We start from the raw sequence: 16,604 nt of genomic DNA, 5'->3' as shown, positions 1-16,604 counted from the left end.
TATTCAACACTTCTGGTATTATTGCTAATCCAATAAACTATAGCGCTTCGCGCTAGGCTCTCTAGCAATAGGCTTGCTTTGCAATAGCTTGTATGGCTTAGGTTCTAAGGCTTCAAGCTGTACCTCATAGAAGAGAAAAACGCTATATATATTCAGAAATTTGAATACTCTCACATATAACTTCTATACCAACACCACCTTCAATGTAAAGGTGAAGCAACTCACGATCCGGATAGTAAGCTACCTCTGTTGGATCGAGAGATTCTCTGAATCCGTAGTTTAATTTATCTAATTGATTTTGACCACCATCTGTAAGCTTGTTAACATAAATATCGCAAACGTAATAGCAGCCATCATTATCATCTAGTTGTCTGGAAAATACGATATGAATCACGTTTAAGCATCGTAATAAGATCTCTTGAGATGCATCATGTGTGAATTCAAGCTCTGAAATCGTTCCTTCGCTCTTTAATGAAATATCAAGAATTTGTGACTTTCGTAGACGATCTCTGATTTCTTCATGATTTTGTAAATCTCTAAATATTCTTGGCATAAAATACTAACTTTATCTAATCAATTTACTTCTAGAGAAATCTATTTGTTTCCAATCCATTCTATCGCTTTTTCAACTAAATCTGGATCTTCAGAATCGAACCATTGGATCTGAGGATTGGATCGAAACCAAGTACGCTGGCGTTTGGCGAATTGGCGGGTATGGAGAATGGTTAATTCCTGAGCAGTTTCTAAGTCAATTTCTCCGGCTAAATATTGCTTGATTTCTCGATAGCCTAATGTGTCGAGTAAAGGTAAGTCTGAGCCATACTTCTCACAGAGGGTTTTGACTTCTTCGACTAAGCCATGCTCGATCATTTTAGCGGTGCGTTGGGCAATTCTGTCTTGCAACTGTTCTCCTTCAAAACAGTCTAAACCAATTTGCACGATGGGATAGCTGGGTGGGTTTTCTCCTTGCTGCGCGGAAATGGGAATGCCGGTGACATAAAAAACTTCTAGGGCGCGCAGGGTACGCACCTCATCGTTGGGATGGATTTTTTGGGTGGCTTGGGGATCGACTTGTTGCAGCATGGCGTAACATTGGGGTTGGGAAAGTGCTTGAAGTTGCGATCGCAATTCTGGCTGAGGTGCAACCCTCGGAATCTTCATTCCAGCGATAATGGAGCGAATATATAAGCCTGTTCCACCAACTAATAGGGGAATTTTACCTTGCTGCTGAAACTGCTCAATGAGGCTTTGTGCTTGCTCTTGATACTCGGCAACCGTAAACACCTCTTGTGGATTACAGATATTAATTAGATAATGGGGAACCTGCTCGAGTTCGCCAGCAGACGGTTTGGCTGTACCAATATCGAACTCGCTGTAAATTTGGCGCGAGTCAGCCCCCAGAATGACCGTCTGTAAGTGCTTCGCTAAGGCGATCGCCAATTTCGATTTTCCCGTAGCCGTCGGCCCGCAAATCACAATCAGTCCTGGTTTCACTGGGTGCATCCCCCTCATAAAGTTCTTATTAAACTGCCTTAGTGCAGTCTATAACCCTTTTGTGCTAAAATTTTGGAGTATTTTGTCGTTTACTAGCTTATCGGGTCGTTGATAGCCCGTACACCAGGAGATAACTTCACATGACCAGTAGTTATAGCGCCGAACAGATTCAAGTTCTTGAAGGATTGGAACCCGTTCGGAAACGACCCGGAATGTATATCGGTTCAACCGGCCCTAGAGGACTCCATCATCTAGTGTACGAGGTTGTGGACAACTCTATCGATGAGGCTCTAGCCGGGTATTGCACCCATATCGAAGTTGACCTCAATGCCGATGGTTCCGTATCGGTCGCTGATGATGGGCGAGGAATTCCCACCGATATCCATCCTCGCACAGGGAAGTCCGCTTTGGAAACCGTAATGACGGTATTGCACGCAGGTGGTAAGTTTGGCGGTGGCGGATATAAGGTGTCTGGAGGGTTACATGGGGTTGGGGTTTCCGTTGTCAATGCCCTTTCCGAATGGGTAGAAGTGACCGTTTATCGGGAAAAAGTCCGTCATACCCAACGCTACGAACGGGGGGTTCCGGTAACGGAGTTAGTGCCGACTAAACAGAAGGAAGCGCGTAGCGGCACGTCGGTTCAGTTCCGCCCAGATGAGCAGATTTTTACCACGGGGATTGAGTTTGAATACGATACCGTCTCCCGTCGGTTGCGAGAGTTAGCCTATCTGAATGCGGGGGTGAAGATCACGTTTTCTGACCATCGCTTGGACGAGCCAAAGGTGGAGAGCTACAAGTACGATGGCGGTATTCAAGAATATGTGGCGTATATTAATCGGGAAAAAAACCCTCTGCATGAAGAAATCATTTATATGAATGCCGAGAAGAATGACGTACAGGTGGAGGTGGCGCTTCAATGGTGTACGGATGCGTATTCAGATAATTTGTTGGGATTTGCCAATAATATTCGCACCATTGATGGGGGAACCCATTTGGAAGGGTTGAAGACGGTGCTGACGCGGACGATGAATGCGATCGCCCGTAAACGGAATAAACTTAAGGAAAATAATGCCAATCTAGCCGGTGAAAATATCCGCGAAGGCTTAACCGGAGTGATTTCGGTGAAGGTTCCTGACCCAGAATTTGAAGGACAGACGAAAACCAAGCTGGGAAACACGGAAGTACGGGGAATTGTGGATTCCTTGGTGGGTGAATATTTGAATGAGTTTCTGGAATTTCGCCCAGCCGTAGGGGATGCGATTCTAGAAAAGGCGATTCAGGCATTTAATGCGGCAGAAGCAGCACGTCGAGCCAGGGAGTTGGTACGCCGGAAGTCGGTCTTGGAAAGTTCGACATTGCCGGGTAAATTGGCAGATTGTAGTACCAGAGATCCGGCAGAATCGGAAATTTTCTTGGTTGAAGGAGATAGTGCGGGCGGTTCGGCAAAACAAGGACGCGATCGCCGTTTTCAAGCGATTTTGCCCTTGCGCGGTAAAATCTTGAATATCGAGAAAACCGACGATGCCAAAATTTACAAGAATAATGAAATCCAATCCTTGATTACCGCACTGGGTTTAGGCATTAAAGGAGAAGAGTTTAATTCCGAACAGTTGCGCTACCATCGAGTCGTGATTATGACCGATGCGGATGTGGACGGGGCCCATATTCGTACCCTGCTGTTAACCTTTTTCTATCGCTATCAACGGGATTTGGTCGATCAAGGCTATATCTATATTGCCTGTCCGCCGTTGTATAAGTTGGAGCGCGGAAAGCGACATTACTATTGTTATAGCGATCGCGAATTGCAAGAGCAGATTCGCCAATTCCCTGACAACGCCAATTACAATATCCAACGGTTTAAAGGGTTGGGTGAAATGATGCCTCAGCAGTTGTGGGATACGACGATGAACCCGGAAACCCGGATGATGAAACGGGTAGAAATTGAGGATGCAGCCGAGGCAGACCGTATTTTTACCGTATTAATGGGCGATCGGGTGGCTCCCCGTCGAGAGTTTATCGAAACCTACGGGCCCAAATTAAATCTGGCTGATTTGGATATTTAAACCTCGGTCTTCCTCCGTGCCCTGAGCGGAGTCGAAGGGCACGGGTGGGTAATATCAATTCCTTAGAATTTTGTCGGGGACATCAATCAATTCAATCAAGTTATTGGAGACACAACCTGCCTGAAAAAATGCCTGTCGGATCGAGGCAGGTAGAGCGTTAAAGCTCTGAGGCTGTAGTAACTCGATATGAAGAGTTTCGCACTCCCAATTTTCTTCTTCCTCAAATATATAGGGTTGAGATATATGGAGTAAGATACCTTTCCAAAAATTCCACTTCAGATGACCGAATGAGCGAAGCGCTCCCGTTTCCTGTTCAATGACTGAAAGATCTATTTTCTCCAAATCAATGGAGAAACCACCATGACAAGAAGTGGTGTAGGTAAAAAGGTAGTCCAGCATAAAGCTGGCTATAGTGGGTGACCACTGACCTGCTTCAAAACAACAAGGATTGGGTGATTCATAATCAAGATAATAGAGATAAACTGGAGGATCTTCAAGGTCAAAATCGGAATACTTAACTGCCCAGCTCATATCTTGTTCAGCTTGACACAGAATTTGATAAGATTCACAATCTCTCATCCTTTTAACTTCAAGAGAGTCCCGGAATGTGAACCCTTTCGGTTCAAGTTGCCAGGAAGTTTGGGCAAATCCTAGCCAATTTTGCAAAGCGATCGGTACTTTTCTCTGAAGTTCGCTCTCAATCTTTTTAATGGTTTCATCCACTCGATCGCGTTGGAAATCAAGGCAGAACATTTCTGAGATTAGGCGATCGATCTTAAACCATTGGGTCAAGCAATCATCAAGGTCTGATGGGTAGGGATCGGTTTGTGGCATTTTCTGATTAGAAATATGGAGGAGAAATGAATTCAAATGTTCTTAAAGAAACTTGGTGGCTTGCCGATACAGAATTTCCAGATTTACTTTGGGCACGTATCCAAGTATATAAAGATGGAACGGCTGAAATGTTATCCGCAACAGGATATAGATACAAGTATAAAAGTGAAGAGGAAGCAAACTCAGAATTATTCCAAGATGATTATCTACCTTTCCATTCTCTTGATGAAGAGGATGAGGAAGAATTAGGAATCCCCCTATCCTCAATTCAAATTCCCTCCGGTGAGAGTGACGATGAGATAATACAAAAAATGTATGTTAAGCGATCGCTTCTTTGACCAAGGAATGGGAATTACAGACAACAATAGAATAAGGATTTTAGCTTATCCAAAACTCAGGTTAATTACTACTGATGAGCAAGGTAGACGATGCATTGCGGCCAAACTCCTCTGGAGCATATTGTAAATGAGCTTCAGCTCCTGGCCAGAGATAGGAACCGGGAGTAACCGATCGCACTAAATAATGAACCTCATAGATCCCAGGGGTGAGGCGATCGCCGTAAGCCACCACTCGGTCTTTATACACCTGTTGGTAATCAATTTCCCAGCTATCTCTATCCGCTTGAATAGCTCGGTTGGCCGTCTGAAACTCTGTATTCACCGCCTCAAAGCCGGCTGGGAGAGGATCGGTAATCACCACATGATCCACGGGGCGATCCGTAATAATTTCTAAACCCACGTCAAACACTTGACCAGCGTTCACCTCAAAGGGTCGCTCTAAATCGTACAGTCCCGTCGTTCGCAACACCTCATCCTCATTTGCTCGGCGCACTTGACGCACCACTCGCAGACCATTTAAGCGTCCGGGTTGCTCGCCGGTTAAGCGATAGCCATAGGACACTAAGTAATGCAGGTTTCCATCGCCAGATTTTTCTAAAACCAGATTGCTATTTCCCTTGGGCAACTGAGCCATGGGGACACTCAAATTCCAGGTGGAATTCTGATAGCCTTGAAACTGAGTCTGGCCCAAATTTTCACCAGCGAAGGTGACTCCGACACCAAAATTGGGGGGTGTGCTTTCGGTTTGCGCGTAAGCAACTAAAGCATCAAGGGCCTGGGCATTATTATAGGTACTGCCCCAAGTGCCATTACGACGCAAAGAGAGCAAACTGGTCAACAAGCGTCCCGTTTCTGCGGGGGAAGTATCTTGAGCAATGAATAAACGCAAGGCTTCCGCTTGAGCTGCCGTGGCAGAAGATAACCATTGATAGCGTTCCGGTAAATTCACCGTTGCACTGCGTCCCGTCTGATAGATGGACTCGCGAATTTCATTAAACAGGCTTTGGCTTTCTGTCCTCCATCCAGGGAAATTGGACAAATAGCGAGCTAATTTAATCTGAGTCACCGGATCAAATTCACTCCGGACGCTGTAGATGTCCGAGAGGAACTCATTTCGCACATCACCCCACGCAGCTAAGGCGATTAGGGTTTCTAGGCGTAGGGTACTCTTACAGAGGGCAGAGGTACAGAAATCCTCATTTTCGGGGTCGGCTAACAGGTCTCGCAGATAGGACTTGAGTGGGTCAACTTGGATACTATCTGGGGAAAATCCTGCGTTGGATGCTGCCGCGATCGCCTCTGCCACGTAGGGCGTAAGATAAGGGTTAGACTGGCGAACCCCTGGATAGCTACTAAATCCGCCATCTTCTCGTTGCAGACTAGCAAGTTGATTGAGAGCTTCACTGGTTTTTTGGGGGAGATTAAAGGCGTTCACAGGGTTCCCTTCCACACCTCGACTCCGCTCAGTGACCGCTCTATTCCCTCCCTCGGTGACCGCTCTATTCCCTTCCTCGGTAACCGCTCCGTTCCCTGAGCGGAGTCGAAGGGAACCATATTGACGGCTTAAGCGTTGTAAACTCGCTGCAATAAGCAATTGACTCGCCATAGGTTCAGCAAACGGGAGGGGGTTGTCGGCAAACACCTGTTGAGCCGGGGCGAGAATTTGGGGCATTAAGGTACTGGCGAGGTTAATGTCTAATCCTCCTGTATCGATTGCCGTATCGGGGGCCACATTCACCGGTAGCGTAACCGTATTCGTGCTGGTTCCCGACTCAACCACTCGCTCAGTGATTTGTAAGGGTTTAACCTCTAAGGGGACTTCAAAGGCATCTACAGGCTGACCGTTAAAATTGGTCGCAAAGGTAACTGTCGCTGTCCCCGCTTCCTTGACCGCTAGGGGGAACCGTTCGCCGAGGGTTCCCTCATTCACTCTCACTTGGCGGGAGTCCATACTGTTGTTGGTAGACTCAAACGTTAACCCTCCCGTTATAGCTCCAGTGATGTCTATTTTACCCGTCGTTTCCATGGTATTGGTGATAGAAAGACCGGCATTGATCCGATCGCCAGGTCGGACAAATTGGGGCAAAATGGGATTCGTCAAGATGGGTTGACTGCTGATAAAGGTGGTTTCTCCATTGCCGAAGCGCAGATTACCATCTTTGGCAACCACCATCACCCGCCAGGTGGTCAGGTCATCAGGTAAGGTAAACGTAACACTGGCTTGTCCCTGGTTATTGGTGAGGACAGAACCGTTGTAATAGGCTAGGGGTTGGAAGTCGCGACGGGTACGGGTGTCGGCTCCTCCGGCAGAAAATCCACCGCCATACCCCCAACCTTTAGCTAAGGGAGAGGCTTGGGGTTGTAAGACGACATCGGGACGGTTATCGCTAAACCGGGTAGAAATGGGTTGCTCGGCGTATACGATGTCGAGGAGGTTGGGGGCGCGATAGCCACTCAGTTGTAAGATGGCTTCGTTGACAACCATGACGGTGAGTTCTCCCGCTACCGGTGAATCCGTATTATCCCTGAGTTGCAATTGCAGAGTTTGGGATTGTCCCGGTTGCAGTTGGGCATTGGAGGGGCTAACGTCAACGGATAAGAGGCGATCGCTCAAATCAATCTTAAAGGGCGCAAACCCAATTTTGACCAAGTTATCTAGATTCTCTTCTAGTCCGCTCCCTTCGACTTCGCTCAGGGAACGTCCTTGACGCACTAAAACAGCCTCGAATGCAGCATTTGGCAGCATCTCTGGCGTGACTTCAAACTGCACTTGAGGGGCCCCACCTTGAACCGGTTGCAAGGCTTGGAATAGGGGTTTATCGCGGATAATGGCAAAGTAGAGTTGCCCTTGTTCATAGGGAGATTGAATGAGTGCAGTTGCGGTATCTCCCGGTTTGTAGGTCTCTTTGTCCAGTTTAATTTCTAGTTTATCTTCATCCGCTCGACCCCAACGCACGCCACGGCCTCCCGTCGCCCAAATTTGCAGGTCTGTGGCAGTGGCACTCTTTTGACTTCCCGCAAAGTTGGCGCGGATGCGATAGGAACCGGAGTCCGGGGGTATGAGTTCAGCCGTGGTGGGAGTTTGACCCGATCTGATGGTGGTTTCGCCAACGGTTTCATACTCGACTTGGGTGCGATCGCTCCGTCCCCCTTCCACCACACGAGTTACGCTAGAATAGGTCATTTTCTGTAACTCTAATCTCACCCGCTCTCCTGCTTTGGCATTGCCTTGAGCATCCGTAACTACCACTTCCACAGGAAACGCTTGCCCTGCATCCGCTACAAAGTTACTCTTTAAGCCGATTACATTAGCACTGGGTAATACCGTCAGGGTTTGCGAATCACTTACGGACAAGTTGGACACATCAGAGACCGATACATCCACTTGATAGGTCATCGGATAAGGCAAATCCCGATCTAGGGTAAACCGCTGTATGCCTGCGCCCGCATCATCTAGGGTTTTCCGCGTTTGCAACACTTCTGTTTCTACGACTGGCGCTTCTTCCGGCCAAAACCACTGGGGGCCAAAACGATACCCTTCCCACTGCTGGGGCGTAAACTGGGTTTGCCGACGAGTGACATAATATTCGGCATTGCCCCCAATAACGGGAGCGCCAAATAAATAAGTACTGCTCGTTGTAGCCGAGATAGAATCACCCGGTTGCGCTACTTCTTGATTTAAGCCAACTTCGACCTTAAAGTTCGGTGGCTTAAATTCGGCAACCTGAAAGCTACCGGTTAAGGTTATGCCAGAACCTTGAGCGCGAATCACATATTCGCCGACTTCCTGAGTGGCTTCTAAGGGAAACTCAACCGAAAACGTCCCAAATTGATTGGTTTGATAGGTTCCCAAGTCTATTTCATTGCCTTTGGGGTCTTGAAGTTCTACCCGATAATTGGCTCGCGCGTCTGTTTTTAGGTCTCCTTTTTCCAGATAGTAGGCTACTCCAGTAAACGCGGCTTTTTCTCCCGGTTGATAGAGCTGGCGATCGGAAAAAATTGTCCCTCTAGAAACCGGTTTTGGGTCTTCCCAATCAGCATAAATCCCATATCCATAAGCCCCACTATAGGATTCAGTGCGCGTAAATGCCCAATCTTCACCTTCTTTGGCAATTACGAGCAATTCTGGTGCTTCTGAAAAACGACTGCCCCCCATACAAGTTCGCAAGTCTTGGGCGGTTAATTGTAGTAATCCTAAATCGTCCGTTTTTCCCCTGGCGCAAGCTTGGGGTGTTGGTCTCGATTTTGCTCCTAATTTCGATGGATAAATCTCCACCGTAGCGCCGGGAACAGCTTGCCCATTATCCAGGTGATTCACGCGCACCAAACCCGACTCTGGAAACCATTGGGCAAATACACCCAAGTTTGTTAGTTCAACTAAGCCGTAATATTTGGGCATCTTCCATCGCCGCTCCCCATTATCTTCATAGGGATTGGTTCTCGCTTTCACGCCATAGGCTAAGAGTCCCGATTCACCGCCTAATTCGGATTTTAAGTTGACTGAATTAATAATGGTTTGATTTTGTTTTCCCGAAACTTTATAGGATTTCCATTGACGATCTGGAGGTAAAATATCATTGCCATTTCCCTGGGGATAGGCGGAATCCACATAGACTAAATCTGTCGGTTCCAGGCGACGAAATGCGGCTTGATATTCCCCATCGGGAAGGTTAACGGTGGAAATATCCAGTTGTAGATTTTGAGTGTTGAGTAAAATATTTAATCCGGTTTGTACCCAGAGATCTGCGGCTAAATTGCCGGTCTCATATTGCAAGGTTACTGGATTTTCAAGCTTCTGTCCAAATTGATCCTCTAAGTCCGCGCCAATCGTAATCGTATAATTCGTATCGGGTTCTAAAGCCCAAGGATTAAGCTGGATCAAATTGGGTTCATAGGTGAGTTGAACCAAAGCTGGTGCGTTCGGAGGAGGAGGAGGATTAATGCTAATGTTATTAACAGCAGATTCGGCGACTAAGGGATTATTAAATCTCAGTTGGGGACTCCCTTTAACAAAGCGCCCATAGGTTCCACCGGGCCCCGGTTTACCGGTTGCTTGGAGTTCGTCGAAGTTGAGGGTGTTATAGGTTTTAAATTGACTGGAAAAAGGGATTTCACTGGCTAAATTACCGTTTTCAGGTTGCAGTCCAGCGGAAATTTCTAGGCTGTAGGGGGTGTTTTTTTCCAGTGGTTTGTCGGGCGTAATGGTATAGTCATACTGTTGTTGGGAGGGATCGAAGGCAGTTTGCGGATCGCTACCTATGCTATTTTCATCCAGGGCAATTTTTAGGGGAATGTCGCGATCGCTCCCCGCAGACACTAACCGGGTATGTTCAGCTAAGGAATTCAGGTCTAAAGCTACATTAGAGGTGAATTTCAGTTGGGGCTGAATATCCACCGGTTCAGGTTCTCCATTGCGCTCCATCGTTGTTCCGGGGAGGTTGGAGAGCTGAATGGAAGGCGTGTTAAATGTCCAGGCAAAATCTCGGTCTAATTCATGGTTATTGAGGTCTTTTAAGCCTTGTTTGAGGGTAACTTGCACCCGCGTGGCTAAGGGAAGAGCGCGATCGGCTTGAAACCCAACCATTCGAGGGGTTAAAAAGCGAAACGTTCCCGGTATTCTCGGCGTAATTTCAAATTTATTTAGCAGGTTTCGTTGTTGGGGAGAGTCGAGACTTTCGAGGGGAATGAGGGGATCGGTGAAAATAACATTAATTTGATTCAGGGGTTTAGCTTCTTCGGTGGGGTTGATGCTCTCGATCCAAGCTGGGGGAGTCGCTAAGGGAAGGGGAGAAACGCTTGGAAGAGGTTGATTTCCCGATCGCACTCCAGCCAGTCTACATCCCGTTAGTGTCAGCATAAAGAGCAAGATAAACACTAACACCCTATGTTTACGGTAATACTGGCCAACGGCACGATGCAATTGGCGCAGGTGTCTCATTCCGAGTATGGAGCGACGACGGGGCATTTTCTCTTCCTTCACTGAATCTAATCTTGTCTTACCTGATGAGGGTAGAGTTTGGGAAGAGCTTGTAGATATACTTTACAATCTGTCATTTAATGTTAGGGGAGGAGGCAATACGAAAAACCCACTTTATAAACCCTCCAAAAATGCTGTAGGAGGATTTTATTGGCATTCCAAGCGATGCAGAATCTCGATAAAAGAGTTGATGATTGCCTTTTCATTGTCTGGACGGAGGATCGGAACATGGATAAAGAGAGCGCGAGTGGGGAGATTAAGAGTGTTAATCTCCTGTAAGACTCCATAGTATAGATCTTCACAGACAAATCGCCCCGCATAATCGCTAATGTAAACCCTATCCAGCCCCCCGATCAGCAGTTTTAGGTCGATCGCTGGTCGTAAAATTTTATCCTTTTGTGTTGCATTCGATTCAATACTGAGGCGATCGCGGTTTTCGGCCATTCCACAACACAGCACCCAAGCCGGTTGAGTGCTGTGCAAATTAAATAGGGTTTGGGCGATCGCTTGTTGGGAGTCCACAGGCAACTTTCTCAGTAACGATAACCGTTCTGGATGGGGATAATATTGACCCATCCGCTCCAGGAGATCGTCCGAGGAATTACTGTTCTGGTGAGGTTTCCAGGTTGTAAATGAGGTTAACAGAAAGGGTATAGTCATCGAATCGACTATTCACTACAGGGAATTGACCAGATAATCGCTTAAAGTTTTCAATAACTTTTGGTGTCTTTCCGGCGATATTTTGCCAATAGAACCGATAATTTGTTGACGAGGGATGACTGCCAAAAAGCCCAAACGAATTAAAGAATAACTTCGTAAGCCACTGGTGACAAAATCAGGATCGTTAGAGGTGATGATATTATCGAAACCTGTTACGTGCTGATTAAGTTGGGGACTCACTCCACAAACTAAGAAATCTTTATAAGGTGGCAGTTCCCGTAAAAGAATAACTGGACGATTCTTAATTTTTCCGTCTGCTTGAGGAATGGGTGTGAGAACAACATCAGCTTCCTGCATAATCAGGATTCGGGACTTTTATGGCATCAAGGGGATAATCATCATCGCTACTGTAGGCAGAGTTTAAGTGATTACTTGAGAGATTCAACCAAGATTTTTGCTCTTCTGATTGTTCTGGAATAACCGTGATAATCAGTTTAGTATTGGGTTCGAGTTTATAGGGTTGATCGAGTTGAATTGATTTCCCATCAAAATGCGCTGATAAGGAAACAACATTCATAATGCCACCTATTATAAACATCTGTCGTCTCCCTAGCTTATCAGGAACCAGGTTCAAAATCAATGATTCATGATTCACGAGTTTTTGATGCTCCCATGACCTGAAAGAGGGAACTAATGGAATAAATAACTAGGGCTGTCCAAATGAACCCAAAGGAAATGAGATGGGTGCGCGTGAAGGGTTCATGGTAGACAAAGACCGCTAAAATTAGTTGAAAGGTTGGGCCGATATATTGCAGAAATCCTAGGGTTGAGAGATGCAATTTTTGGGCAGCTAAATTAAACCAAATTAAGGGTAAGGAGGTAACTATTCCACAACCCATAAATAGGAGAGTAACCGGTAAGGAAAGACCAAAGTTACCGGAGCCAATTTTTCCCCAATGCAGGACTAGAGCAAGGGCAATAGGGGTCATCAGTAGGGTTTCAATGGTTAATCCGGGTATGGCTTTGAGGGCAGCAACTTTACGGATAAGACCGTATAATCCGAACGTGATGGTTAACCCGATCGCAATCAAGGGCACTTGTCCCAGTTCCCAGATCAGATTCCCGACTCCTACAATAGCAAGGATGACGGCAATCAGTTTCCAAATACTGAGCCGCTCTCCCAGAAATACACAGCCGAGAAAAATACTAAACAGGGGATTAATAAAATACCCTAAACTCGCTTCCAAAACGCGATCGGTATTCACCCCATAGATAAAAATACCCCAATTGAGCGAGATTAAGGCAGCCGTACCGACTAAGATGGCCAAAGTTTTCGGCGATTGCCATAAGCGCTTCACTTCGATCAGTCGCTTCTGTATCGTCAACACTCCCAATAGTAGGAGTGCTGACCAAATCATCCGATGACAGAGGATTTCAACCGCAGGTACAGATCCAAATAATTTCCAGTATAGGGGAAACAAACCCCATGCTCCATAGGCCAAAACGGCATAGAGAATTCCGAGATTAAACTTGATTGACATGCCCAGGAGGTAATGGGTAAATGGGTAATGGATAATGGGTATAGCAATGCTGACCCAAGTCACCTAACCAGAATATTCTAGACGCGCTACGATGTTAAGGCTAGAGATCAATCAACTAATCGTTGAATTAATAACCTATTCTCCTGCCGATCTTACATAGTGCATGATCGATACATGAAGGTATGGGTTTATTCTTCCCCATCCTCCCCCTCTCCCCCATCTCTTTCTATGGAGGACGATCCAGACCATGAATCTGAAATCTGTTAATCAATCCATTGGGGCACAACGCACTTGGGTATGGCGAGGATGGCGTATTCGCTACACTTATATTCGCAGTTTATCGCGTTTAGAGGCAATTCCCCTTGTGTTGTTACATGGGTTTGGTTCTAGTTTTGCCCAATGGCGCTATAATCTCAAGCCCCTGAGTGAGTCGCATTCGGTTTATGCTTTGGATTTATTGGGGTTTGGTGCGTCTCAAAAGGCTCCAGAGCGCTATGGATCGCCGTTATGGATGGCTCAAGTGTATGAATTTTGGCGCAAGTGGATTAAGCGCCCGGTAATTTTAGCGGGGCATTCTTTGGGGGGTTCGGTGGCACTGGCGATCGCCGATACTTATCCAGAAATGGTACAAGGGTTAGTGTTGTTTACCGTTCCCTCTTCCCGCGAAGAGTTATATCAATCCAAAGTACAAGCAAGCCTGGCTTCCCTAGAAGGCATCCTAACGCCCCAGTTTCTGTTAACTCCTCTGTTTCGTCTTCTGTTTTACCCCCCGTTATTAGTCCCCTTTGTGCGTCAAGGGTTGCGATCGGTTTATGTGAATAAGGATCTGGTGGATGAGCAGCTCGTGGAAAGTTTTACGACACCGCCCCAAGATCTCGGAGCGGTGGATGTTCTCTCTCGCTTATTCTTGTCCAAAAATAATCAGGAGTATACCCCCCATGTGGGGCAAGTGTTTCCCCAGCTTAAAATGCCGGTTTTGCTCGTTTGGGGGAAGCAAGACCCCATTTTTTCGATTCGCCAAGCTCGCGAGCTGGTCGTGCAAAATTCTCAGGCTCAGTTAGTAGAGATTGAACAAGCGGGGCATTGTGTTTATGATGAACAACCGCAACAGGTGAATCAAGCCTTGTTAAAGTGGATTGAGGACATTACAGGGTAGGGAATTTTTGGCATGTCAAAACCGGTGATTATTGCCCATCGGGGAGCGAGCGGATATCGCCCAGAGCATACACTAGCAGCTTATGCGTTGGCGATCGCCCAAGGCGCAGAGGCTATAGAATTAGATATTGTCCCCACTCAAGACGGTGAGTTAGTAGTGCGCCATGATTCGGAGTTAAGCCAAACCACCGATATCATGACTCATCCAGAATTATCCCATTATCGAACGACTAAAACCCTCTATGGACAAACCCTAGAGGGCTGGTTTACCGAAGATTTAACCCTGGCAGAAATCAAGACCTTACAAGCAAAAGAACCCTTCAGTTTTCGCTCCTCTGATTATGATTTCCAGTTTAAAATTTTAACCCTATCTGAAGTTTTGAATTGGCATCAAGTCACCCAACAGAAAGTACAACGCCCGATCGATCTCTATATAGAAATCAAGCATTCCCATTATTTTCGCAGCCTAGGCTTACCCATTGAAGAGCCATTAATCGAATTGCTTCAAGCACAAGGTTATCACCTTTCGACTGACCCCATTTTAATTCTGTCTTTTGAAATTGAAAACTTGCAATATTTACGCTCTTTAACCAACTTGCGCCTGATTCAACTGATGGCACAAGCTGAGGATCAACCCTACGATCGTATGATGCAAGGCGATCCAGTCACCTATCAGGAGTTACTAAGTTTACCCCAATTGACCCAAATCGCCCAATACGCCAATGGTCTAGGATTACAGAAACAACTGTTGTGGTCAAACGGTAGACAAGCTTTAGTCGATCAATGCCACAAGCTCAATCTAACCGTCCATATCTGGACTTTTCGCCACGAAAGTCAGTTTGTTTTACCTGTTTTTTCTGGAGATTGGCAACAAGAACTCAAAGGGTTTATGAGTTTTAATATTGATGGTTTATTTACCGATTTTCCAGATATAGTTTTATAACTGACCAATGACCAATCCAAAAATGAGATATAGTAAGACAGATATCCCTTAGAAAGGTGGACTTTTACTAAAGCGGGGCTAGGAGATGTCTATTAAGGATTACCAATTAAGGTAAACCCTGACCAATAATAGGGATGAATCAGATTCGGTTGAATGCCAGTATTGAGTTCAGGAGGTAGGTCAATTTCACCAAAATTGCCGATTAGTTTGCCATCTCTAATCTGTACTTCTTTACGCAATAGGGCACTCTGCGCTCTACGCAAAGCACCAGCTTTTGTTTGCTCTGTTTGTAAGTGATGGTAAAATTCGGCCATTAAGGCTAATGCACCTAGATCGCTGACATACCATAAACTGGCTAAGGCTGATTTGACCCCAGATTGAACGGCTAAACCGGCAAAACCAAATTCTGCTTGGCGATCGCCTAATGCAGTACGACAGGCACTCAATACCAGCAATTGCACAGCAGGATCGGTTAAATTTAAATCTGTGATTTGATCGAGTCTAAGTTTACGATCCCAAAATTGAATATAAGACTCCTCAATTTTACCGGATCTGAATTGACCATGGGTGGCTAAATGAATCATACCATAGTCAGATTGTGTTCGTTGTTGATTAAAGTTTTCAACCGTTAACTCTTGATTGAGAAAGGCTTCTCCTTGCCACAGTTTTTCAGAGATAGTACTCAGTTCAACAGGAACAGCAGGTAAGGGCGGTTGATCGCTAAATTCAGAGGCTCCCATGGCTAGGACAGGCGTATTTTGCAGATTTTGATAGCGGGTATCGGTTAAGCCCAAGCTGGGAACTAAGCTAAATTGGTATTTTTCTACTAAAAATTGTTCGCCATCATGCAAGGCGGCGATCGGTAGGCTGCGTAAGCCCCTATCTAAACTTAATAATAAAGAGCTAATTCCCTGAGCTTCTAATTCAGCTTCGAGTGGTGCAATTAACCATTGATAAAGCTGTTGAGAAGCATCTAAATAACTGGTTGTACGACGGCGAATAGGATCGGCAATTTCGGCTTGAAATGCTTCTATTTTTGCGATTAATGTGGCACTTGAGGCTTCAGGAATAGAGTGATAAATGGTTTTTCCAGTGGGTGGAACTAAGAGTAAATCTAGTTGCTCTGCACTTGAAATCATGTAGAGTAAGGCAGAAGGTTTACCGGTTTGCTCACTTAGGGTTTCCAGTTGCTTCTGAATCTGGGGAAAGGAGGACTGCTGTTGAGGTAAGGGTTTATTGAGATAATCAGCAAATTCTTGGCTTAAGAGGCGATCTCCCACTTCTACCGCTTGCTGTAATTGTCCTTCACCAAGTAATCGCCGGAAACTGACCCGGCTGACGAGAGCAGTGGCCGTGGCTTGAGAATTCATAGTTACTGAAGAAGTGGATACATTATCAGAGGATTCACGGGGTGTAGAGGAGATCGCTCGATTAATCCCATTAATCGTATCACTATGGTTCTGGAGAATAGCAATCTCACGATTACCACCATTGACTGTTACCCTACCCCCTGATGCTGAGTTTGGGGTTGGTGCAGGAGTTGGTGCTGGGGTTGGTGCAGGAGTTGGTGCTGGGGTTGGTGCAGGAGTTGGTGCTGGG

Annotated in this window: 13 protein-coding genes; 4 read left to right on the top strand and 9 right to left on the bottom strand. The window is 46.1% G+C overall.

Going from position 1 to position 16,604, the window contains the following annotated elements; translation table 11 throughout:
- Positions 1 to 142: 142 nt before the first annotated feature.
- Together PN466_RS10040 and miaA are read right to left on the bottom strand one after the other, a co-directional pair.
- A complete protein-coding gene (locus PN466_RS10040; protein ID WP_271939273.1) occupies positions 143 to 553 on the bottom strand; it encodes a hypothetical protein in 411 nt (136 codons plus the stop codon).
- Positions 554 to 594: 41 nt separating this feature from the next.
- Positions 595 to 1,503: a tRNA (adenosine(37)-N6)-dimethylallyltransferase MiaA gene (miaA, locus tag PN466_RS10035; RefSeq protein ID WP_271939271.1), complete on the bottom strand. Its 909-nt coding sequence runs from the start codon at positions 1,501 to 1,503 to the stop codon at positions 595 to 597.
- Between the two features lie 131 nt (positions 1,504 to 1,634).
- Between miaA and gyrB the strand changes: the two genes are divergently transcribed.
- Complete coding sequence (gene gyrB, locus PN466_RS10030; RefSeq protein ID WP_271939267.1) at positions 1,635 to 3,557, top strand: DNA topoisomerase (ATP-hydrolyzing) subunit B; 1,923 nt, start codon at positions 1,635 to 1,637, stop codon at positions 3,555 to 3,557.
- 54 nt (positions 3,558 to 3,611) lie between these two features.
- Here gyrB and PN466_RS10025 read toward each other — a convergent pair whose 3' ends face one another.
- On the bottom strand, positions 3,612 to 4,391 hold the full coding sequence (locus PN466_RS10025; RefSeq protein ID WP_271939266.1) for a hypothetical protein: 780 nt from the start codon (positions 4,389 to 4,391) through the stop codon (positions 3,612 to 3,614).
- 26 nt (positions 4,392 to 4,417) lie between these two features.
- Between PN466_RS10025 and PN466_RS10020 the strand changes: the two genes are divergently transcribed.
- Positions 4,418 to 4,729 (top strand): hypothetical protein, encoded by a 312-nt coding sequence (locus PN466_RS10020; RefSeq protein ID WP_271939264.1) that lies wholly within the window; start codon positions 4,418 to 4,420, stop codon positions 4,727 to 4,729.
- Between the two features lie 61 nt (positions 4,730 to 4,790).
- Here the strand turns inward: PN466_RS10020 and PN466_RS10015 are convergent, their stop codons facing one another.
- The 5 genes from PN466_RS10015 to rarD all read right to left on the bottom strand — a co-directional run bounded on the left by PN466_RS10015 (position 4,791) and on the right by rarD (position 12,970).
- A complete protein-coding gene (locus PN466_RS10015) occupies positions 4,791 to 10,694 on the bottom strand; it encodes an alpha-2-macroglobulin family protein (protein ID WP_271939262.1) in 5,904 nt (1,967 codons plus the stop codon).
- Positions 10,695 to 10,853: 159 nt separating this feature from the next.
- The gene (locus tag PN466_RS10010; protein WP_271939260.1) at positions 10,854 to 11,366 is read right to left on the bottom strand and encodes a pyroglutamyl-peptidase I family protein; all 513 of its coding nucleotides are present in this window, start codon (positions 11,364 to 11,366) and stop codon (positions 10,854 to 10,856) included.
- Between the two features lie 15 nt (positions 11,367 to 11,381).
- Positions 11,382 to 11,723, bottom strand: coding sequence for a type II toxin-antitoxin system PemK/MazF family toxin (locus PN466_RS10005; protein ID WP_271939257.1), 342 nt, complete (start codon positions 11,721 to 11,723; stop codon positions 11,382 to 11,384).
- A complete protein-coding gene (locus PN466_RS10000) occupies positions 11,710 to 11,943 on the bottom strand; it encodes a hypothetical protein (RefSeq protein WP_271939255.1) in 234 nt (77 codons plus the stop codon). The genes PN466_RS10005 and PN466_RS10000 overlap by 14 nt, the downstream gene beginning before the upstream one ends.
- A 67-nt stretch (positions 11,944 to 12,010) precedes the next feature.
- Positions 12,011 to 12,970 carry an EamA family transporter RarD gene (rarD, locus tag PN466_RS09995; protein ID WP_271939253.1) on the bottom strand — a complete coding sequence of 320 codons (960 nt, stop codon included), beginning with the start codon at positions 12,968 to 12,970 and terminating at the stop codon, positions 12,011 to 12,013.
- A gap of 184 nt (positions 12,971 to 13,154) precedes the next feature.
- Between rarD and PN466_RS09990 the strand changes: the two genes are divergently transcribed.
- Complete coding sequence (locus PN466_RS09990) at positions 13,155 to 14,063, top strand: alpha/beta fold hydrolase (RefSeq protein WP_271939250.1); 909 nt, start codon at positions 13,155 to 13,157, stop codon at positions 14,061 to 14,063.
- A gap of 12 nt (positions 14,064 to 14,075) precedes the next feature.
- Complete coding sequence (locus PN466_RS09985) at positions 14,076 to 15,005, top strand: glycerophosphodiester phosphodiesterase family protein (protein WP_271939246.1); 930 nt, start codon at positions 14,076 to 14,078, stop codon at positions 15,003 to 15,005.
- A 92-nt stretch (positions 15,006 to 15,097) separates the two neighbouring features.
- Here PN466_RS09985 and PN466_RS09980 read toward each other — a convergent pair.
- On the bottom strand, positions 15,098 to 16,604 hold a 1,507-nt coding region (locus tag PN466_RS09980), incomplete at its 5' end, for a CHAT domain-containing protein (protein ID WP_271939244.1).

The sequence above is a fragment of the Roseofilum reptotaenium CS-1145 genome (genome assembly GCF_028330985.1).
Lineage (GTDB): Bacteria > Cyanobacteriota > Cyanobacteriia > Cyanobacteriales > Desertifilaceae > Roseofilum > Roseofilum reptotaenium.
The sequence above is the reverse complement of the archived record's forward strand: the minus strand, read 5'-3'. Positions and strand labels throughout refer to the sequence as shown.

Coding starts and splice junctions, on each gene's coding strand:
- PN466_RS10040 (WP_271939273.1), bottom strand. CDS start 553: ATGCCAAGAATATTTAGAGATTTACAAAATCATGAAGAAATCAGAGAT.
- miaA (WP_271939271.1), bottom strand. CDS start 1,503: ATGCACCCAGTGAAACCAGGACTGATTGTGATTTGCGGGCCGACGGCT.
- gyrB (WP_271939267.1), top strand. CDS start 1,635: ATGACCAGTAGTTATAGCGCCGAACAGATTCAAGTTCTTGAAGGATTG.
- PN466_RS10025 (WP_271939266.1), bottom strand. CDS start 4,391: ATGCCACAAACCGATCCCTACCCATCAGACCTTGATGATTGCTTGACC.
- PN466_RS10020 (WP_271939264.1), top strand. CDS start 4,418: ATGAATTCAAATGTTCTTAAAGAAACTTGGTGGCTTGCCGATACAGAA.
- PN466_RS10015 (WP_271939262.1), bottom strand. CDS start 10,694: ATGCCCCGTCGTCGCTCCATACTCGGAATGAGACACCTGCGCCAATTG.
- PN466_RS10010 (WP_271939260.1), bottom strand. CDS start 11,366: ATGACTATACCCTTTCTGTTAACCTCATTTACAACCTGGAAACCTCAC.
- PN466_RS10005 (WP_271939257.1), bottom strand. CDS start 11,723: ATGCAGGAAGCTGATGTTGTTCTCACACCCATTCCTCAAGCAGACGGA.
- PN466_RS10000 (WP_271939255.1), bottom strand. CDS start 11,943: ATGAATGTTGTTTCCTTATCAGCGCATTTTGATGGGAAATCAATTCAA.
- PN466_RS09990 (WP_271939250.1), top strand. CDS start 13,155: ATGAATCTGAAATCTGTTAATCAATCCATTGGGGCACAACGCACTTGG.
- PN466_RS09985 (WP_271939246.1), top strand. CDS start 14,076: ATGTCAAAACCGGTGATTATTGCCCATCGGGGAGCGAGCGGATATCGC.